The sequence below is a fragment of the Sporosarcina sp. P17b genome (assembly GCF_002743115.1).
Classification (GTDB): Bacteria; Bacillota; Bacilli; order Bacillales_A; family Planococcaceae; genus Sporosarcina; species Sporosarcina ureae_C.
In genome coordinates, this window is record NZ_PDYP01000005.1 from 192027 (window position 1) to 211293 (window position 19267).

Genomic DNA, 19267 nt, shown 5'->3' on the forward strand with positions numbered 1-19267 from the left:
TTACTTGTTATATCACTTTTTCAAAGCTTCTTCAATAATTCGGTTTTGTTCTTTTTTATGTGAAGCGCCGTCGCCTTCAGAAGGACTTGAGCGTTTGATACGACCGACATAAGAAATGTCCTTGCCGTCAGCTAGTTTTTCTAGGAATGGATAAGCGAATGACCATGTACCCATGTTCTTCGGCTCTTCTTGAACCCATACTAAATCTTTTGCTTTCGGGAAACGAGCAACGATTTCTTTGATTTTGTCAGATGGGAATGGATATAGCTGCTCTACACGGATTACGTGCAAGTAGTCGAATCCTTCACCGTCTTTGATCTTCTCAGCCAAGTCAATTGCCATCTTACCGCTTGCGAACAAGATCTTTTTCACTTTTTCAGGTTTAGTTCCTGTACCAGGTTGCTCAAGAACTGTCTTGAAGTGACCTTCCGTTAAGTCTTCAACGTCTGCTCCAACTAGTGGGTGACGAAGTAAAGACTTAGGTGTTGCAATTACTAACGGACGCTCTGCTTCGCTGCCGAGAATTTTCGACTGGCGACGCAATACGTGGAAGTAGTTTGCTGCACTGGAGATATTCGCGACTGTCCAGTTGTTTTCTCCACAAAGCTGTAGGAAACGCTCAATACGAGAACTGGAGTGTTCTGGTCCTTGTCCTTCAAATGCATGTGGCAACAATAGCACTAGGCCGGATTGCTGTCCCCACTTCGCATAACTTGAAGAAACGAACTGGTCGAACATCACTTGTGCCATGTTCGAGAAGTCACCGTATTGTGCTTCCCAAATAGACATTGTTTTGTCTTCTTCTAAGTTATAACCGAATTCATATCCGACGATTCCTGCTTCTGTTAATGGACTGTTATAAGCCACGAACGAAGCGTTAGATCCGCTAATATGATGCAACGGAACAAGTTCTTCACCTGTTTTTTCATCATGTAAAACTAAGTGACGTTGTGCAAACGTACCGCGTTGGATATCTTGTCCAGAGATACGGATGGGCTTACCGTCTTGAATGATGGAACCGAATGCCAATTGCTCAGCATGTGCCCAGTCAATTTTGCCTTTACCATTGAATGGTTCTTGGCGTCGTTTTAAAATTTTATCCAATTTGCTGAAGACAGCGAAATCAGTTGGATACGTTAATAGCTCTTCGTTCATTTTACGAAGGCGATCTTCCGAAACCCCTGTTTCTAGATCACGTGGAAGTCCAGCTTGTACCACTTCCGGTGTTGCATTGGAAATTTGTGGTGCATCTGCAGATTGTTCTTTAACATGATCGTAAGCTTCTTGCATAGTTGCGTTGACCGACTTGTCCATTGCCTTTACTTCTTCGTCAGTCATGAGCTTTTGCTCGACCAGGCGTTGTCCGTAAATTTGACGAACTGTCGGGTGTTTATGGATTTCGTTGTACATCACTGGATTCGTCACTAGTGGCTCGTCCATTTCGTTGTGTCCGTAACGACGGTAACCGATTAAATCGATCAATACGTCTTTACCGAACTGCTGGCGATATTCGAATGCCAGTTTTGCGACAGCTAAAACTTCTTCTGGGTGATCTGCATTCACGTGGAATACAGGCACTTCAAAGCCTTTTGCTGGATCGGATGCATAGTGTGTAGAACGGGAATCATAGTATTCTGTCGTGAAGCCAATTGTGTTGTTGGCAATGACGTGAACCGATCCACCTGTTCTGAAACCACGAACGCGTGAATAGTTGAATGATTCCGGTACGATTCCCTGTCCAGGGAACGCCGCATCACCGTGTACTAGGATCGCGTATGCTTTGTTAGTATCTTGCTTTGGAATACCTGGGCTATCCGTGTTTTCCTGTGCAGCACGAGTCTGTCCAGTAATCACCGGGTTCACTACTTCAAGGTGAGACGGGTTATACGCTAAGAAGCGGTTCATTCCCGATTTGCCTTTATGAAGAGCTCCCATATGGTATTTCACATCGCCGAACCAGCCGCGTGTTACTTCTAAAGAACCGTCTTTTGGCAAGAACGGTGAAGCAGGTACGCCTGCGAATTCTGCGAACATCATTTCATATGGTTTATTTAAGTTATGTGTCAACACGTTCAGACGTCCACGGTGAGCCATGCCGATTAGCACTTTTTCCATTTTCGCTTCTTCAGAACGACGCATTAATTCGTCGATTAAGACAACTAATGTGTCCACACCTTCGATAGAGAAACGTTTAGCTCCAACGAATGTACGGTGAATGAACTTTTCAAATCCTTCAATTTCCGTCAAACGCTCAAGAAGTTGTTTTTTCTCGTCTTCTTGCAAGTTTGACTGTACGTCGCCGTTTTCAATTTTTGATTGAATCCACGTACGCTCTGTTTCATCGATCAAGTGTGCGAATTCGTATGCGATGGAGCCTGTGTAAAGAGACTTCAAGTAATTCATTGCATCCAATCCGTTTTCCACTGTCGCTGGAACATTTTTTAAGAACAAAGTTGCTGGCAATCCGACCAGATCGCTTTCTGTCAATCCATGATAAGACAGTTCAAGACGGGATGTATCTTTAGGTCGATCGTTTAATGGATAAATATCAGCTGCAAGATGTCCATAAGAACGAATAGCTTCAAGTAAAGAATAAACGGCAAGAACTTTACGCAAATCCGTTTGGGAACCTTGCGCTATAACTGCCTCTTGACCTGAATCATCCATCTGAGGCGCACCAAAATTCCTGAATAGCTCTGCTAAATCAGGATCTACTGCATCTTGATCTGTTTTAAACAGATCGTACATTTCCATTACATACCCAAGGTTTGGACCCGAAAAATTAGCATACGGGGAACGATGGGAATCCACATTGTTCGACATGTAATATAACCTCCACATTTGCCTACCGGCGTGTTGTGTTTATTTTCACTACTTCTATACAATAATAGCACGCAAACCTTAGAACTGAAAGGGATTAATCCTAATATGCATAGTTTTCTGCAAAGTACTAGCAAATATATTAAATAATACTGAAAACTACGCCTCTTAGGTACTTCGCGTACATTTTCATTTTTGGAACGACAAAATCAATTCTGCCATCTTTTCAGGCGTCTTCGGTTCTGTCGTCTTTTCAATATTCGACAACAATCGCGCTTTCTCCTTTACGAGTTCTTCGAATTGTTCTGTAACAGGCTGAACTTCGAATTGTTCTTCTTCAATTTGCAATGCCAATCCTTTAGAAGCAAAGTAATTGGCATTCAATATTTGATCGCCACGGCTCTTTGAAGCGGCTAACGGAACGAGTAGCATCGGCTTATGGATTGCAAGAAGTTCGAATATCGCATTCGAGCCCGCGCGTGAAATTGCATAATCGGACGCTGCCAGTAGATCCGGCAATTCATCGGTAACATATTCATACTGCACGTATCCCGCCACCGCCAGACTGTCATCCACATTTCCCTTACCACATAAATGAATGATCTGATACTTCTCAAGCAAAGCAGGCAATTCATTGCGCACCGCCACATTCAACACAGCAGAGCCTTGACTACCTCCCATTATAATGAACACGGGCTTTTCCGAATTCAGACCGGTTCTACGCAATCCTTCTTCTCGGTTACCCATAAACAGCTCTGGACGGATAATCGGGCCCGTGCATGCAGATTTCGCTGTCGGCACAAATTGCAACGTCTGTTCAAAGACCGTAAAAATTTGTGATGCGAACGGCAATGCCAATTTATTCGCAAGTCCTGGCGTCACGTCTGATTCATGGACAACGACAGGTACATTCGCAAGTTTGGCTGCCATAACGACCGGCACTGAAACGAAGCCTCCTTTAGAGAAGATGATCTCCGGCTTCAATTTGCGGAGAATAGCGAGTGCTTGTAGCGTACCCGCTCCGACCCGAAATGGATCCGTAAAATTCTTCATTGAGAAATACCGGCGGAGCTTACCACTTTGTATGGCGTGATAGACCACTTCAGGATGACCTTCTCCAATCAGCTCTTTTTCAATACCTTCATGAGAACCAATATAATGCACACTATATCCTTTATCTAAAAATATGGGAATTAACGCTTGGTTGACGGACACATGCCCTGCTGTCCCGCCACCTGTTAATACGACTACCGGTTGCTTCATTCATTCCATCCTTCCGCGTTACCTACTATATTTTCATGCTACAATAGTCAAAGTAAAAAACTTTAGTAGAGGAAATCAAAACTATGACTACTGTAACGAACCCTTTGCAACAAAAAACATCCATTTTCATTAAAATCATGATTCCCATTGTCATTACGCAAGTGGCACTGTACTTGATGTCGTTCTTCGATATTCTCATGACAGGACGCTATGATACGTTCCACTTAGCAGGCGTGACCATCGGTAGTTCCTTCTGGATACCGGTCTATACCGGCCTTTCCGGAATTCTCATGGGTCTAACTCCTATTATCGCACAGCAAATCGGTGCGAAGAACAAAAAGGATGTCCGCCCTACTGTCCAGCAAGCATTATACGTATCTCTCGCTCTTTCAGCAATCATTTTTGTCTTGATCCACTGGGTCGTGTTACCCGCTATCACAAGAATGCCACTAGATGCACCGGTTATAGAAGTGGCGTCCGCCTACCTGACGGGTATGAGCATCGGATTGGTTCCGCTGATGGCCTACACTGTACTGCGTTCATTCTTTGATGCGTTAGGGGCAACACGTGTATCGATGTTCATCATCCTGTTATCAGCACCGATTAATATCATGTTGAATTATCTCTTGATATTCGGTAACTTCGGTTTCCCTGAGCTTGGGGGTGCGGGTGCTGGGTATGCATCCGGATTCACGTATTGGCTCGTATTTTTCATTGCGGTATTGATTGCCTGGACGTCCCGCCACTTTAAAGAGTTTACGCTGTTTACTGGTTGGCAACGGATTTCATTCCCACGGTGGAAAGAGATTTTACTGATTGGTGTTCCGATAGGACTCTCCATCTTCGTCGAGACAAGTATCTTCTCTGTCGTGACGTTGTTGATGAGTAGCTATACCGCACAAGTCATATCAGCTCACCAGATAGCACTTAACTTTACGTCCCTTCTATACATGGTACCGTTAAGCGTCTCGATGGGTACGACGATACTAGTCGGTCAGTCGATTGGTGCGAATAAAACGAAAGACGCGCGCGAGTATACGTATCTCGGCATAGCGTTCGCCGTTGTTTTCAGTTTCCTATCCATATTCATATTACTAATGTTTCGTGAGTCTATTGCTTCTATGTATACGATGGACGCAGAGATTATTACACTCGCCGTGCATTTCTTTATTTATGCAGCGTTGTTCCAGTTATCGGACGCTGTGCAGGCTCCGATTCAAGGTGCGCTACGCGGGTATAAAGATGTGACGATGACGTTCTTGGTTGGCGTCGTGTCGTTCTGGCTAATTGGATTGCCTACTGGATTTGTGCTAGCACGCTTTACGGAACTTGGCGCATACGGCTATTGGGTCGGTCTGATTGCCGGCTTAACGGTCGGTGCGGTCATTCTATCGTTCCGTTTGCGGTTTATACAGAATAAGTATCGTGAAGTGGAATCATGATAAGTTTACGGGTCAATGGAGTTTTTATTCCATTGGCTTTTTTTATTGTGAAGGCGTAGTTTGCGTTACGTGGATAAACAGTTAGAGAGGTACGTGTATGCTCAATAATTCGTGTAAGTGATCATTGAACCCAGTTAACCGCTCTATTACACCCGCTGAACGCTCTATACACGTCCGTGACCGCTCATAGAAACCATCTAAGCGATCATAGCGGACGGGTAACCGCTCATAGCCTACTCACCCGCGCGTATCTACTTACTATCACCCTCCAACTCTCTCCAATAAAAAAGGTCAATGGACATAAATCCATTGACCTTTCACATTCTTACTTCTGTATAAACTGCTGTGTCCAGTAGTGTCCGTTTGCATCATATCCGATACCGATATGCGTAAACCCTGGCGTCAAGATATTCTGTCTGTGTCCAGCTGAGTTCATCCAAGCCTTCACGACTTCCTGTGCACTGCGCTGACCCATTGCGATATTCTCTGCTGCCGAACGGTAGGTAACGCCATTCTTCTTCATTTGATCAAACGGTGAACCGTATGTAGGGCTCGTGTGAGAGAAGTAATTGTTCGCTGCCATATCTGCTGATTTTTGCTTCGCAGACTTTTGCAATGCTGCATCGATCTGCAACGGCTTGAGTCCTGCTTTTGTACGTTCCGCATTCGTTAAATCGAGCACGGCTTGCTCTGTAGCGGACACGTTTGCTGTCTGCTGCTGAGCCGGTTTGTTCGTTTGTGGTTTCTCCACTGGTTGAGTTGGTTGCTGTACTGTTGGTTTCTCTACCGGTCTACTAGGCTGCTGTGGCTTTTGGTAGTTGTAGTTTCCAAAGTAATACGAATATACTTGGTGATTGGATGCATTCCACGTATACGTCTGTGTCTGCACCTGTTTCGTCGTGCTTGCCTCTGCTGCATGAGTAGGCAATAAAATAGCTGAGCTTAATAAGATGAGTGATAAAGGTTTTTTCATCTTGTTCCCCTCCTTCTTTACGCAACCTAGCATAACGTCAAAGAAAAGAAGGAAACTTGGCCAATCTTGCCAATTTAGCCAATGAACTCTGCGAAGCTATGAAATGAGAGTCTGAGAGATGTGATTTTGGTAACTCTGTCCAGTGGAGAGGACTATTAACAATAAAAAGCTATTGACAACTAGATTTCCGGCGTATATTCGATGCCGTCTACCTGTTCTCCGATGATCACCAATTTAGACGGGATTTGCATGTATTCCGGTATCCAGTTGACCATGCCATAAGCGTATTGGAATAAATGCGAGTACCGCGTATCTTCTAGCTGGATATACCCTTTCATGCGATAGACACTCTCCGGTAAGGTGCGAACCCAGTCTTCAAAATGTTGTTGGTTGATTGGTGTATCAAACGACAGCACTTTCGAATCGAGCGGCAATCCACTACCTGACGTGATCGGCTGTTTCGGTGCCGCCACATTCACCATTTTCTCAATATAGCTGAAGTCGACTTTTGCGTTGACGGCTTGGACGAGCGGCGCATGACTATTGAACTGTGTCACTTGCATTGTCACGAAAGCCAATTGATTGTCCGTCAGCAAATCCGTTTTATTGAGCACCATGAAATGGGCGTGACGGATCTGTTCAAGAAATAATGCTTGTATACGTGGTGAGAGCTTGTCACGGTCGACCCAGCGCTTCGCGTCTACTACAGTGACGATTCCCTTGAAGTCTAGCTTTTCTGCGAATAACGGCGAATATACGGCATCCAACGCTTCTACCGGGTGAGCGGCACCTGTCGTTTCAATGAACAGCACGTCAATCTCCGGATAATCCGTGAGTAAACCTTGCAGCTGCGCTTCTGTAGATTCGGCACCCGTACAGCAAATACAGCCATTCAATAATTCTTTTAACGGAACGTCCCCTGCATCTTCGACGATTTGACTGTCGATATTCAGTTCTCCGAATTCATTCATTAGAACAGCCGGTTGTCTGCCGGACTTCTTTACTTGCTCTACAAGAGTAACGAGTAGTGAAGTTTTACCGCTTCCTAGAAAGCCGCTGAGTAAATATACATCGATCATAGTTGTATCATCCTTTTCCATAGAGAACACGCGCCCAACGATTGCTGGACGCGTGTTTCTTTGATTATGAGTTGATTTCTTTTAACACGACTTCTTTCGCTTTTAGCAATTGCGGGTCATCATCTTTCATCTTGTCCCGTAATTTCTGCATTAAGCCAACTGTTGTATCGCCAGTCAAGATGCCTGTTTGTTCTTGTTCTAAGTCTTTCTGCAACGTTTTAACAGCTGCTGCCGTATCCGCGTCGTAGAGACCGTCTGTTTCGCCTGGGTCATAACCTACTGCTTCTAACATCTCTTCTGCCGCTTGTACGGAAGGAGAGACAAGACCTTCGTCCATCTCTTCAGACGAATCAAGGTACGGTAGAGATGCATATGAAGGATATGGCACTTTCACGTCTGGCTCAATTCCTTTTTTATGAATCCAGTTGCCGTCAGGTGTTAACCATTTCGCAGTCGTTAGTTTCAAGTTCGAGCCGTCTGGTAATTGAGTCGGTGTTTGAACGGTACCTTTACCAAACGTCTTAACCCCTACAATTGGAATGCCTGCAGACTCTTTTAACGCACCTGCTAGGATTTCTGAAGCGGACGCACTGCCGTCATCTACGATCAATGCAACAGGAACTGTTACTTTTTGTCCGTCAGAGGAAGGGTAGGCTTCTGGTGCTTTACCTTTTTCTTCTGTCTGGAATAACACTTTGCCATTCGGAACAAATAGATCGGAAATATCGATAGCACCGCTTAGAATACCGCCTGGATTTTGACGTACGTCAATGAGTACGCCTTCCATGCCTTTGTCGGTCATTTCATTCAACGCTTCAAGCAATTCCTCATACGTATGTTCAGAGAACGACGTGATATTGATATGCGCGATGTTGTCGTCGAGCATTTCCGCGTACACCGTATTGATCGGAATTACGTCACGGACGATTTTCACATCAAACGGATCGGATTTCTCTCCGCGTCGTACAGACAATGTCACCGTAGATCCTTTTTCTCCACGAATCAGTAAAACCGCTTCAGAAGAAGATAGACCTTGAATACTTTCACCGTCTACTGAAAGCACAGTATCGTTCGGCAATAAACCGGCTTTTTCAGCTGGAGAGTTTTTGATAGGTGACACAATGCTAATATAGCCGTTTGACTCTTGAATTTCTGCCCCGATTCCTTCAAAACTAGAAGAGATGCTTTCATTCAATTGTTTGGCTTCTTTTTCATTCAAGTAATCGGAGTATGGGTCGCCTAGTGAATCGACCATTCCGTTGATCGCGCCATCAATCACGACTTGATCGTCTACTTCGTCAAAATAACTTTCTTTCAGTTGATCATATGCATCATACAGTTTCTTGAACTCTTTTCGCTCCATGCCTACTTGCTGCGGTTTGACGACTTCTACAACCTTTTCGTCACCGACTGTCAGCGCAATGAAGGTAACCGCTGCTGTTGCTAGCACAAGGAAAAAAATGAGCATGATCAGAGAAAACGGTTTGATCCGTATATAGCGATTAGGTTTCGGCGCTTCCGGCTCTTGTTTCCCGTTCTCATGCGAATCGTTTTCGTTCATTGTCTTCCCTACTTTCCAAATCCCCGCAAAAGACCGCTGCCAAGAGCGGTCTTTTGTAGGTTTCTATCTATTCTATTATTCAGCGACGGCTGCGTCTAACGCGACTTCGATCATGTCGTTGAATGTCAATTGACGCTCTTCAGGCGTTGTGATTTCGCCCGTGATGATGTGGTCACTTACAGTAAGAACAGCAAGTGCTTTACGGCCGTAACGAGCAGCTAATGTGTAGAGTGCTGCCGCTTCCATTTCAACTGCAAGAACGCCGTGGCGTGCTAGCTCTTCATGCTGAGCATTTTCATTGTAGAAGAAGTCTTCCGTGTAAATGTTTCCTACTTGCAAGTGCAAGCCTTTTTCTTTACCTGCAGTGTACGCTTTCAACAATAAGTCGAAGTCCGCTAGGGGTGCAAAGCGGATCGGTCCGAATGTTACATCGTTTAGAGACGAATTCGTTGTCGCGCCTTGTGCCAGGATAACGTCACGTACTTTTACGTCTTTTTGAATCGCGCCACACGTACCGACACGGATCAATTGCTGTACGCCAAACTCCTGCATTAATTCTGTTGCGTAAATGGAGATGGATGGAACGCCCATTCCAGTACCTTGTACGGAAATGCGCTTGCCTTTGTATGTTCCGGTATAGCCAAACATATTACGTACTTCGTTGTACTGTACTACATCTTCCAAAAATGTTTCCGCGATATATTTCGCGCGCAATGGGTCTCCAGGTAGAAGAACTGTTTCCGCGATATCGCCTGGTTTTGCATCGATATGTATACTCATCTTTTATAGCCTCTTTTCACTAATTTGTTTTTATCATACAGTGTATAATGGCGAGATGCAATGAAACCCTCGCCACTTACCTACTGCACAGATCTTGATAGATTGCGTATATTTCATCAAAAGTGGTGGAACGTAAATCATCGTCCGCCATGTCTTCGACGTAACGGGACAATGAATCGAAATCCTCTAAGTCTTTCGGGAAACCGGCATCGAGAAACATCTTGTCCGCAAACAATGCCTTCGCGTCATCTTTTCCGCCGTTACGATAGCGTAATGCGAAATGGTAAAAGGATCGATCCATCGCCGTCACCTTCCTTCACTCAAATAATCCTTTGTATTCTGTATAGCCTTCTTTATCTAAGTCTGTTGCTGGAACAAAACGTAGTGCTGCAGAGTTAATGCAGTAACGCAATCCACCTTGCTCTTGCGGTCCGTCAGGGAACACATGTCCTAGATGAGAATCTGCTGTTTTACTGCGTACTTCCGTGCGGCGCATGCCATGAGCTGTATCAAAATGCTCCGTTACTTCTACCGCTTCGATCGGCTTCGTAAAGCTTGGCCATCCGCAACCTGCGTCGTATTTATCGTTTGAGCTGAATAACGGTTTACCTGACACCACGTCTACATAAATACCATCTTCATAATGCGCGTCATATTCATTGCGAAATGGTGGTTCTGTTCCGTTTTCCTGCGTCACATGATACTGCATTTCCGTTAATTCATTGCGTAAGTCTCTTTTCATGAACGATTCCCCCAATTTTTTTCGATGAATCCTGCGCGTCCTGATCCAACTGAATAACGCTCGTAGTGACTTGGATTCTTTTTGTAATATTCTTGGTGATGTTCTTCGGCCGGGTAGAACTCTTTACCTGGGAAGATATCTGTGACGATCGGCGAACTGAACTTGCCGCTGTCTTGTAATGCTTGCTTTGACTTTTCCGCTGCTTGCTGCTGTTCATCGGTGTTCGTGTAGATCGCAGTTTTGTACGACTCCCCGCGGTCACCGAATTGTCCACCTGCATCTGTCGGATCCATCACTTGCCAGAAAACATTCAGCAATTCTTCGTAGCTGATCACGCTGTCATCAAATTCGATACGTACCGCTTCACGGTGTCCCGTTGTATCCGTACATACTTCTTCGTATGTCGGATTGACAGTATGTCCGCCTGTATAACCACTTATTACGGAATGGACACCGTCATATTTGTCAAAAGGCTTGACCATACACCAGAAGCACCCGCCTGCAAATGTTGCGTATTGTATTGCCATCGTTATTGCCTCCTTAGTTTTTCGGTATCAATACTTCCAATATAATCTCATCTTTTGCTAAATTCACTTCTTTTGCCTTGACTTGAACATCACCTGAGATCGGCAAGTCCTTCAGATCGATGAAAATTTCCTCTTCTTTTGGTCTGACAATCATCCACGATGGAAGCTCAACTGAATTTTTCAGTAATTTCAGTACTGTTGATGGTGGAATGGTCAAATGTCCTAATTCCATTGACGATTGTTTGAGAATTAAGTTTCCGTCTTCTCGGACAATCGGATCAAAATGCATCGCAAGCGGTAATGTATGCGAGAACACCGTGAGTTCGGACGTCAACAATACATCATCGCGCATTTCAAGCTCAACCGGTAACGCGCCTTTTACAGCTTTTCGTATATAGGTGTTCGCAATACCTTCAAAATTATCTTTGGTCGTATTTAACGCCAATGTGTAGCCAGCCTCATTCACCGCTTTATCTTCTGGTAGAGGTGGAGAAGCAGTGGCGCTACTGATGAGGATGATTAATCCTACGAGCGCCGCCACCATTATTCCTGCCAGGCTAAAAAACGCTACTTTCCAAATATTCATCTTGTACTTCACTCCACTTCCACATCAACCGCTGAACAGCCTTTAATTTCTTCCACAAAACGCTCTTCCATCAAATCATATCCTTTACTGTTCGGATGGAAGAAGTCTGTGTGATAAACCAGGTTTTCATTCGAATTAAATAAATCTTCTACAGGCACAAAACAAGCCATGCCGTCTTTTTCCACTTGTTCTTCGATCGAACGGTTCCAGTCGCCAATAATTTCTTCGAACTCTTGTACTTCGTCCGTTACGACGGAGAACGGATTATAAAGACCGGCTACAATGATGGGGGCATCTGGGTTGTAGAGACGAAGGACTTCAAACAACTCTTCAATTCTATTTTCAAATTTTCCAAGCGCTTTATAGAAATCCGACATCTTCATCTGCATGAAATTCCCTTTGACCACTTTCATCACATCGTTGCCGCCAATCGTAAAGACGATATAATCTGCGGCAATGACCGCTTGTTGTACATCTTCATCTTGCAATTGCTTTAAAAACTGGTCGCTGCGCCGTCCGCGTTTTGCTAAATTCACGGCGTCCACTTCCATAATGCCTTTCCATTGTTCCATGTCCGACGTCAAACGGCCGAAATACCCGCCTTCTTTGCGCTCGTCGCCAACTCCTTGTGTCAATGAATCGCCTAGGCCTAAGACATTTACACGTCTAGGGATAAACGTTTCCGGCACAATGAATGGTTCGAACGCTACGGTTTCACGTTCCGAAAGCGTCGTCTCTTTTTGGCTAAATGGGGCCTGGCACCCTGCTAAGAACAATGAGAAGACGAAACACAGCACTAGCATTCTTCTCATAATGTCATATCCTTTGTAGTTAGAATCAGTCGGTGTAATACATGAAGCCAATCGCGCCTTCACCGGTGTGCGTACTAACAATCGGTGTAGTGAACGTCAACTTCACTTGTATACCCATTTCTTCAATCTTATTCTTCAGCGGTTCCGCCATCGCAAGTCCGTTCGCATGCGCGATCCCGACACTACGAATTACTTTCCCCGCTGTTTCCTTCTTAAACTCATCAAACAAATAAGAGACTACTTGTTTATGGCTGCGCACTTTTGCGACGGGCGTATAGACACCGTCTTTTAGTGACGCAATCGGTTTGATATTCATAAGCGAGCCGAACATCGCTTTCCCTTTACCGATCCGACCGCCTTTGACCATATTATCCAGCACGTCCAGTACGACGAATAAAGAGGAACTTTTACGGACGTGATCAATGCCCTCCACAATCTCAGCTACCGTCTTGCCTTCTTCAGCGAGTCGGCAGGCTTCAAGCACTTGGAAAGTCAGTGCGTGTGAAATATACATCGAGTCGATCACCGTAACATCTGCGTCTGATGCATGGGCTGCTGTCTCCGCCGATTTTACTGTCCCACTCATGCCGCCAGTCATATGAATCGAGATAATTTGCGATCCGTCCGCCCCTAGTTCGTCATAAAGATTCTGGAATACGCCGACTGCCGGTTGCGAGCTTTTCGGCAAGTCTTTTGCGTCGCGCATCAAATCGAGAAATTCATCGGGTTGCAGCTCTACACCGTCAATATAAGACTTGTCGTCGACGATCAGTGTTAAAGGTACCACGTGAATATTGTATTGCTCAATCAGTTCATCCGTTAAATCTGCAGTGGAATCCGTGACGATATGAATTTTTTTCATGATTTCTATCTCCTTAGCGTGTGGCTTCTGCGATTTTTTTCGCTGTATTTGGTATAGTGTGATGCAGGAGGTGCTTATGAGAATGGAAGAATCATTCGATTATAAAAATTTACATGAAGAACGCTGGAATGCGATCACTCATGCGATTGGATTCTTACTCAGCATACCTGCATTGGTCTTGCTAATTCTAAAAGGTGTGAAACAAGGAACAGGCATCGCCATAACTAGCTACACGATTTTTGGTGTGTCCATGTTATTGCTGTTCCTCGCAAGTACGCTACTACATAGTATGCCGGTTAAAGTGAAATCATTTTTTGCGATTCTCGACCATTCCGCCATCTATGTACTCATTGCCGGTACGTATACGCCGTTTTTGCTTGTCACGTTACAAGGTGCACTCGGCTGGACGTTATTCGGTATCATCTGGGGATTGACTTTGTTTGGCATCTTGTTCAAAATCTTTTATATTCACCGCTTCGCCAAACTATCGCTTGCCCTTTATCTCATTATGGGCTGGCTCATCGTCCTTGCGATCAAACCATTATATAACGCACTGCCGCCAGAAGGCGTTTGGTTGCTCGTGATCGGTGGATTATTCTATACGGCTGGCGCGTACTTCTTCATGTCACGCCGTGTTCCGTACAATCACGCGATCTGGCACTTATTCGTCATGGCAGGCAGCGCATCGATGTTCTTTAGCGTTCTTCTCTATGTATAGAGGAGAACGTTATTTTTTATCCCAAATTTGATACGTATAGGCAGTGCCGTCTTGCGCGTAATGCGGCTCAGACTTACTCGTTAACGTGTAATCCTCTTCGTATTCCGGGAAAAACGTATCACCCGGGTAATTTTTCTCAATGACCGTCACATACAATCTGTCGGCACCGTCTGCCATCGACATTTTGAAAATTTCCGCGCCACCGATGACCATTACTTCGTCGGCATAGTCTTTCGCGAGTTTCACGGCACTGTCTAGATCATGAACGACCGTTACCCCGTCCGCTTCGTAATCTTCATTACGCGTAATAACAATATTCAACCGACCTTTTAACGGGCGGCCGATCGATTCAAACGTCTTGCGTCCCATGATCATCGCCTTACCCATCGTTTTCTCTTTGAAATACTGAAGCTCTTCCGGAATATACCACGGCATCTCATTGTCCTTGCCGATTACTCGGCCAAGATCATGTGCCACCAATAATGAAATCAATGTATGTCCTCCTTTATACTGCGATCGGCGCTTTGATTCGTGGATGCGGATCATAGCCTTCGATCGAAATATCCTCCGTCGTCAAATCAAAGATCGACCGTCCATCATAATTCACGTGCAACGTCGGCAACTCTTTTGGTTCTCTCGACAATTGTTCATGTACTTGATCGATATGATTCTGATATAAGTGTGCGTCACCTAGTGTATGGACGAATTCGCCTACTTCTAAACCACATTCATGCGCAATTAAATGAATAAGTAACGCGTACGATGCAATGTTAAACGGTACGCCGAGGAAAACATCCGCACTGCGTTGGTAGAGCTGGCATGATAATTTGCCGTCCGCTACGTAGAACTGAAACAGCAAATGGCATGGTGGCAGCGCCATCTCGTCCACTTCTGCAGGATTCCACGCCGTGACAATGTGGCGGCGAGAGTCCGGATTGTTTTTGATGCTGTCGATCACTTGTGCAAGCTGATCGATGACACCACTCTCGCTATCCCACGCTCTCCACTGCTTGCCGTACACAGGTCCGAGATCACCATGCTCCTTCGCAAACTCTTCATCCGCTAAAATCTTCTCTTTAAATGAAGCGAGCTCCGCTTTATACGTAACCGCGAATTCTTCATCTTTTAGTACACGACGACCAAAATCCGTCATATCCGGTCCTGTATACGCTTCACTTTTCACATACCGCTCAAATGCCCATTCATCCCAAATACCGTTACGTTCCTGAATCAATGTGCGGATATTCGTATCACCTTTTATAAACCATAGTAATTCCGAGACAATCAGACGAAACGCCGTCTTTTTTGTCGTTAATAAAGGAAACCCTTGCGCTAAATCAAAACGCATCTGATAGCCGAAGACACTGTATGTCCCCGTACCCGTACGATCTCCCTTTTTTGTTCCTGTATCCAGAATATGTTGACATAGATCCAAATATTGCTTCATGCTTCAAGCTCCCTCATAAGAAATTACACTCATTATAACATTAAGACAACAAAACACACCACGAAAGGGCTGATTACGAAAGCCATTTGTGTGGTGTGTTTTTAGTCCAGTATTCACTGCTCGTCGTATAGATATATATCTTTCACATACTACCTTTGCTATAGCGTTTAGTATACACAAAATTCTTCTACTCTTAGTAGGATCAAGTCGCATTCGGTAAATTTACAATGAATGATTGAAAAATCTTTTCAGACTTGAGTATTGCATGGTCATCATTTTTTTATTGGAGTATGTATTGGTTGCATGAAAATCTCTCTTTACGGACACACTGGTTATGAAAAGGTTATAAGGAGGAAAATACATGAAAAAAACAAGTTTGTTACTGATTGTTCTTTCAGCTGCACTGGTCGTTATGGGTTGCGGAACAAAAAAGGATAACACAGCACACGTTGATGAAAATACTATTACGAATGAAACATCGAATGGTACTGCTGACGAAAAAGTTTCCATCCCTAGTACCCATGATACCAAGGTAGAGACTGCTGATGAAGCCGCAGACAAAATTACTGAACTGACAGATGTAGATAGTGCCACTGTACTAGTTACTGATCATAACGCTTATGTTGCGGTTGTCTTAAAAGATACAACAATGAAAGAAGCGACAAAAGAGCTGGAGGATAAAATCGCAGAAGAGGTTCGTTCTTCTAATTCGGCTATTGAAAATGTCTACGTTTCCCTTAATCCAGACTTCGTAGAAAGAATGACCGGTTATAAGGAGAAGGTCAACGCAGGCGAGCCAGTAGAAGGATTCTTTGATGAGTTTTCAGAAGCAATGAAACGCGTATTCCCTGATGCACGTTAACATCTCAGTGTTACTCAAAAGGACTTAACTCTTCTTACTGATTTTTAATGCCATCTATGAAATCAGCTGAAAAATATCTCTAGTAGTAGAGAAAAAGCGATCTGTCCTTAAGGATAGGTCGCTCTTCTCCTATATACACATTTTATAAATTGCGTCTTATCGACGTTTTCATTACGCCTAGTTGCTTCTTATTTTAATTCTTCTCCCAATAACAGTGCAATCACGTTCAGTCGCGCAATCTCCTCTTGATCCTTCACGAGCAAACCAACGCTTCGCTTATTCGTTCTCAACTCCCTAATTGGCAGGCCGTTTCTCTTCAATTACCGAATGTGTAGTTGTCTTTAATGAACTATCTTTACACAACATATAAAATCAACCAGACCACTATACAAACAAAAAACCGCATAAAACCAAATTCTCACAAACTTGGTTTCACACGGTTTTTACTCAATTCAGTTTTCTCTAAACAAAACTTTAACGTCTTACGAAAGCCATTTCGGCGGAGTGTTCTTCGACCAATAAATATCCCCAACTGAGTGATGCGCGACAAATCCATCATCCGCTGTGTGGTAATGGAAATTATAGAAGTAGCCGTCACTTGGGCGTTTTTCGGTACGAACGTGGAACTTTATCAGGTCCTGGTTCGCTGTTTTGTCGTAAACGTGGAAGATCTTTTCCGCATAATCACCTGAAGGCTGCTCGGTGATGGCCAGACGGCGATCCGTTGCATTATGTACGGTCGTTTGGATCACGGCTTCGATTCGCGGGAAAATCTCCTGATCGAATTCGTTCTGGATTACGGGGCCGATACGCTGTCCGAATTTTTCATACGTTAATAGACGCGCGTGTGCGACCAATTGTTGTTCTCTAGTGTAGCTGTCTAGTGTCAGTAAGTCATCTCGATTGTCTTGCAGTTCAAGGGAATACTCCATGCCTTCTGCGTGGGTTCCAGATTCATTTGGTTCATTCTTATCCGTAAAGTTTGTCCAAATTTCATGATTGGGTGTAATGACGCCCAATGTCAACACGGCGACAGATGCGATCATCAGCCGCTGTAACCATTGCTTCATTTCCATCACTCCTTCAACATTCCGTCATACATCTACATAACTCATACGAAAAGCGTCACAAAAGGTTTCATCTTTTACTATTTCATTGTACAATAAAGTCAAACTTCAATCATCAATATTCACAAAATGTTCTCTGATTGCAAGTTAAGCGGATTTCAATCAAACGCGCTACATAAAAGGAGGTCGCCACAATGGATGTTAACTTATTATTAGGAATTGGTATGCTTGTATTGACTTTGTACTTGAGCTCCCTGAATTTCACACATTAATTAATAGTGAAGAACGCAAAAAAGACTATGGACAGAACCTGGAATGTGATCAGGTTTGTTCATAGTCTTTTTTGTGTAGCTTTACGTAATATATCATTTTCTCTTCTCCAACACGCCATAATGCACTTTCGTGTATGGACGAATCTGCTGTATGAAGCCGAAGCGTTTGAACATCGGTGACTGATAGTGGTCTTTCAATACGACGCGGCGTCTGCATACGCGCAACGCTTCTTCTACCCATTCTTCCGTTACGCTATCAGTCACACCAATTTCTCGCAGCACTTCAAAATTGGAAGATTCCTCAATCGGTGTTGTGAACATCGGGTCGAGAAAGATGATGTCACGTGAGTTGGATTCGCAAGTTTTCAAGAACTCTATAGCTTCCGAATGAATCACTTCGACTCGTTGCATCGCTTCTTGTAGCAGCGGAAAGTCGATCAGGAAATTATGCAAACCGACTTTTGTTAGGAACGCGACGATTGGATCCGCTTCAATTCCTTCTACCGATCCTAGCTCTCCGACGGTGCTAGATGCGATGATTGCGTCCGAGCCAAGTCCGAGTGTGCAATCTAGGAACGAGTCGCCAGGTTGAAGAACAGCTGCCGCCACGAGTGGATCGGTTTCGCCTTTTAGTATGCGTTTCAAACGATAAGTGGCAGAGTTCGGATGAAAGAAGAACGGTTCGGTGCTGCCTCTTGTATAAAACGAATAGCGGTCCTTCCCCGCCACTAAGACATCTGCTTGATAGACGTCTTGTAGTTTAGGGATGGACCGCTTATTACGTTCGACGACAGGCGCCTGTAACGACTCCGCTGCTTTTTGCATAAGTGCAGTGGAGTGTTCATCAGGACGTCCTGCTGTCGTAATGATCACGTTCACTGAGCAACGACTTTCGTTAAGACGTCAACAAGGTGATCTTTAATATGTTCTTTCGGGAAGTTCTCGATTTGTTCGCGTGGAATGAAATACACGACTTTGCCTTGATCCCAAATAGCAATCGAAGGTGAACTTGGAGGAATCTCTGGGAAGTATGAGCGGAATGTTTCCGTCGCTTCTTTATCTTGCCCTGCGAATACCGTAAATAGATGATCCGGTTTCACTTCTGCCACTGCTTCGCGTACAGCCGGACGTGCTAGACCTGCCGCACAACCGCATACCGAGTTGATCATGATAATTGCTGAACCTTCAAGGCCCTTTAAAGTATCATCGACTTCTTCAGCCGTTGTTAGTTCTGTAAATCCTGCAGTAGTTAGTTCTTCGCGCATCGGTGTAACAATTCCGCGCATGTACTCATCATATGCGTTCATTTAAATATCTCCGCCCTCTCTTATGGTTACGTGTTTTATGTCGTACTATTTTTAATAGTAAAGGATAGAGGAAATTATTTCACGTGATTGGGTTGGCGGGAAGTGGAATATTGTATGTGGAGGCGCAAAATGCATAGCTAGCTTTAC

At 44.4% G+C, this 19267-nt stretch carries 20 protein-coding genes; 3 read left to right on the top strand and 17 right to left on the bottom strand.

The window, feature by feature from the left end; all coding sequences use genetic code 11:
• Positions 1-12: 12 nt before the first annotated feature.
• Positions 13-2823 carry a 2-oxoglutarate dehydrogenase E1 component gene (locus tag CSV76_RS08225; RefSeq protein ID WP_099625237.1) on the bottom strand — a complete coding sequence of 937 codons (2811 nt, stop codon included), beginning with the start codon at positions 2821-2823 and terminating at the stop codon, positions 13-15.
• 186 nt (positions 2824-3009) lie between these two features.
• Entirely contained in the window at positions 3010-4083 is a 1074-nt protein-coding gene (locus tag CSV76_RS08230; protein WP_099625238.1) for an undecaprenyldiphospho-muramoylpentapeptide beta-N-acetylglucosaminyltransferase, read from the bottom strand.
• 83 nt (positions 4084-4166) lie between these two features.
• Here CSV76_RS08230 and CSV76_RS08235 point away from each other — a divergent pair, with 83 nt between their 5' ends.
• Complete coding sequence (locus CSV76_RS08235; protein ID WP_099625239.1) at positions 4167-5525, top strand: MATE family efflux transporter; 1359 nt, start codon at positions 4167-4169, stop codon at positions 5523-5525.
• Between the two features lie 325 nt (positions 5526-5850).
• Here the strand turns inward: CSV76_RS08235 and CSV76_RS08240 are convergent, their stop codons facing one another.
• The 10 genes from CSV76_RS08240 to CSV76_RS08285 all read right to left on the bottom strand — a co-directional run bounded on the left by CSV76_RS08240 (position 5851) and on the right by CSV76_RS08285 (position 13447).
• Entirely contained in the window at positions 5851-6498 is a 648-nt protein-coding gene (locus CSV76_RS08240; RefSeq protein ID WP_099625240.1) for a CAP domain-containing protein, read from the bottom strand.
• Positions 6499-6677: 179 nt separating this feature from the next.
• Positions 6678-7577: a CobW family GTP-binding protein gene (locus tag CSV76_RS08245; RefSeq protein WP_099625241.1), complete on the bottom strand. Its 900-nt coding sequence runs from the start codon at positions 7575-7577 to the stop codon at positions 6678-6680.
• 64 nt (positions 7578-7641) lie between these two features.
• On the bottom strand, positions 7642-9138 hold the full coding sequence (locus CSV76_RS08250; RefSeq protein ID WP_099625242.1) for a lmo1851 family serine protease: 1497 nt from the start codon (positions 9136-9138) through the stop codon (positions 7642-7644).
• A gap of 75 nt (positions 9139-9213) precedes the next feature.
• A complete protein-coding gene (gene deoD, locus CSV76_RS08255) occupies positions 9214-9918 on the bottom strand; it encodes a purine-nucleoside phosphorylase (protein ID WP_085426229.1) in 705 nt (234 codons plus the stop codon).
• Positions 9919-9994: 76 nt separating this feature from the next.
• Positions 9995-10219: a YozE family protein gene (locus CSV76_RS08260; RefSeq protein ID WP_085426230.1), complete on the bottom strand. Its 225-nt coding sequence runs from the start codon at positions 10217-10219 to the stop codon at positions 9995-9997.
• Between the two features lie 15 nt (positions 10220-10234).
• Positions 10235-10660 carry a peptide-methionine (R)-S-oxide reductase MsrB gene (msrB, locus tag CSV76_RS08265; protein ID WP_099625243.1) on the bottom strand — a complete coding sequence of 142 codons (426 nt, stop codon included), beginning with the start codon at positions 10658-10660 and terminating at the stop codon, positions 10235-10237.
• Positions 10657-11187: a peptide-methionine (S)-S-oxide reductase MsrA gene (gene msrA / locus CSV76_RS08270; protein WP_099625244.1), complete on the bottom strand. Its 531-nt coding sequence runs from the start codon at positions 11185-11187 to the stop codon at positions 10657-10659. The genes msrB and msrA overlap by 4 nt, the downstream gene beginning before the upstream one ends.
• A 13-nt stretch (positions 11188-11200) precedes the next feature.
• Entirely contained in the window at positions 11201-11773 is a 573-nt protein-coding gene (locus CSV76_RS08275) for a YpmS family protein (protein WP_085426233.1), read from the bottom strand.
• Between the two features lie 8 nt (positions 11774-11781).
• Entirely contained in the window at positions 11782-12585 is an 804-nt protein-coding gene (locus CSV76_RS08280; RefSeq protein WP_085426234.1) for a GDSL-type esterase/lipase family protein, read from the bottom strand.
• Between the two features lie 25 nt (positions 12586-12610).
• On the bottom strand, positions 12611-13447 hold the full coding sequence (locus CSV76_RS08285; RefSeq protein ID WP_099625246.1) for a DegV family protein: 837 nt from the start codon (positions 13445-13447) through the stop codon (positions 12611-12613).
• A gap of 82 nt (positions 13448-13529) precedes the next feature.
• Here CSV76_RS08285 and trhA point away from each other — a divergent pair, with 82 nt between their 5' ends.
• Entirely contained in the window at positions 13530-14165 is a 636-nt protein-coding gene (trhA, locus tag CSV76_RS08290; RefSeq protein WP_099625247.1) for a PAQR family membrane homeostasis protein TrhA, read from the top strand.
• 9 nt (positions 14166-14174) lie between these two features.
• On the opposite strand, the gene CSV76_RS08295 is transcribed toward trhA, so the two are convergent.
• Both CSV76_RS08295 and CSV76_RS08300 read right to left on the bottom strand, forming a co-directional pair.
• Positions 14175-14657, bottom strand: a complete 483-nt coding sequence (locus CSV76_RS08295; protein WP_085426236.1) for a dihydrofolate reductase — start codon at positions 14655-14657, stop codon at positions 14175-14177.
• A 13-nt stretch (positions 14658-14670) separates the two neighbouring features.
• Positions 14671-15612 (bottom strand): thymidylate synthase, encoded by a 942-nt coding sequence (locus tag CSV76_RS08300; RefSeq protein ID WP_085426237.1) that lies wholly within the window; start codon positions 15610-15612, stop codon positions 14671-14673.
• A gap of 361 nt (positions 15613-15973) precedes the next feature.
• Here CSV76_RS08300 and CSV76_RS08305 point away from each other — a divergent pair, with 361 nt between their 5' ends.
• Complete coding sequence (locus CSV76_RS08305; protein ID WP_085426238.1) at positions 15974-16474, top strand: YhcN/YlaJ family sporulation lipoprotein; 501 nt, start codon at positions 15974-15976, stop codon at positions 16472-16474.
• A gap of 482 nt (positions 16475-16956) precedes the next feature.
• Here CSV76_RS08305 and CSV76_RS08310 read toward each other — a convergent pair whose 3' ends face one another.
• From CSV76_RS08310 to CSV76_RS08320, 3 genes are all read right to left on the bottom strand, one after another.
• Entirely contained in the window at positions 16957-17544 is a 588-nt protein-coding gene (locus CSV76_RS08310) for a YpjP family protein (protein ID WP_099625248.1), read from the bottom strand.
• A 362-nt stretch (positions 17545-17906) separates the two neighbouring features.
• Positions 17907-18692, bottom strand: coding sequence for a class I SAM-dependent methyltransferase (locus CSV76_RS08315; RefSeq protein WP_099625249.1), 786 nt, complete (start codon positions 18690-18692; stop codon positions 17907-17909).
• Positions 18689-19120, bottom strand: a complete 432-nt coding sequence (locus CSV76_RS08320) for a BrxA/BrxB family bacilliredoxin (protein WP_085426240.1) — start codon at positions 19118-19120, stop codon at positions 18689-18691. The genes CSV76_RS08315 and CSV76_RS08320 overlap by 4 nt, the downstream gene beginning before the upstream one ends.
• Positions 19121-19267 lie beyond the last annotated feature (147 nt).

Coding starts and splice junctions, on each gene's coding strand:
- CSV76_RS08275 (WP_085426233.1), bottom strand. CDS start 11,773: ATGAATATTTGGAAAGTAGCGTTTTTTAGCCTGGCAGGAATAATGGTG.
- msrA (WP_099625244.1), bottom strand. CDS start 11,187: ATGGCAATACAATACGCAACATTTGCAGGCGGGTGCTTCTGGTGTATG.
- CSV76_RS08225 (WP_099625237.1), bottom strand. CDS start 2,823: ATGTCGAACAATGTGGATTCCCATCGTTCCCCGTATGCTAATTTTTCG.
- CSV76_RS08320 (WP_085426240.1), bottom strand. CDS start 19,120: ATGAACGCATATGATGAGTACATGCGCGGAATTGTTACACCGATGCGC.
- CSV76_RS08250 (WP_099625242.1), bottom strand. CDS start 9,138: ATGAACGAAAACGATTCGCATGAGAACGGGAAACAAGAGCCGGAAGCG.
- CSV76_RS08240 (WP_099625240.1), bottom strand. CDS start 6,498: ATGAAAAAACCTTTATCACTCATCTTATTAAGCTCAGCTATTTTATTG.
- CSV76_RS08280 (WP_085426234.1), bottom strand. CDS start 12,585: ATGAGAAGAATGCTAGTGCTGTGTTTCGTCTTCTCATTGTTCTTAGCA.
- CSV76_RS08285 (WP_099625246.1), bottom strand. CDS start 13,447: ATGAAAAAAATTCATATCGTCACGGATTCCACTGCAGATTTAACGGAT.
- CSV76_RS08235 (WP_099625239.1), top strand. CDS start 4,167: ATGACTACTGTAACGAACCCTTTGCAACAAAAAACATCCATTTTCATT.
- trhA (WP_099625247.1), top strand. CDS start 13,530: ATGGAAGAATCATTCGATTATAAAAATTTACATGAAGAACGCTGGAAT.
- CSV76_RS08230 (WP_099625238.1), bottom strand. CDS start 4,083: ATGAAGCAACCGGTAGTCGTATTAACAGGTGGCGGGACAGCAGGGCAT.
- CSV76_RS08245 (WP_099625241.1), bottom strand. CDS start 7,577: ATGATCGATGTATATTTACTCAGCGGCTTTCTAGGAAGCGGTAAAACT.
- CSV76_RS08310 (WP_099625248.1), bottom strand. CDS start 17,544: ATGAAGCAATGGTTACAGCGGCTGATGATCGCATCTGTCGCCGTGTTG.
- deoD (WP_085426229.1), bottom strand. CDS start 9,918: ATGAGTATACATATCGATGCAAAACCAGGCGATATCGCGGAAACAGTT.
- msrB (WP_099625243.1), bottom strand. CDS start 10,660: ATGAAAAGAGACTTACGCAATGAATTAACGGAAATGCAGTATCATGTG.
- CSV76_RS08300 (WP_085426237.1), bottom strand. CDS start 15,612: ATGAAGCAATATTTGGATCTATGTCAACATATTCTGGATACAGGAACA.
- CSV76_RS08305 (WP_085426238.1), top strand. CDS start 15,974: ATGAAAAAAACAAGTTTGTTACTGATTGTTCTTTCAGCTGCACTGGTC.
- CSV76_RS08260 (WP_085426230.1), bottom strand. CDS start 10,219: ATGGATCGATCCTTTTACCATTTCGCATTACGCTATCGTAACGGCGGA.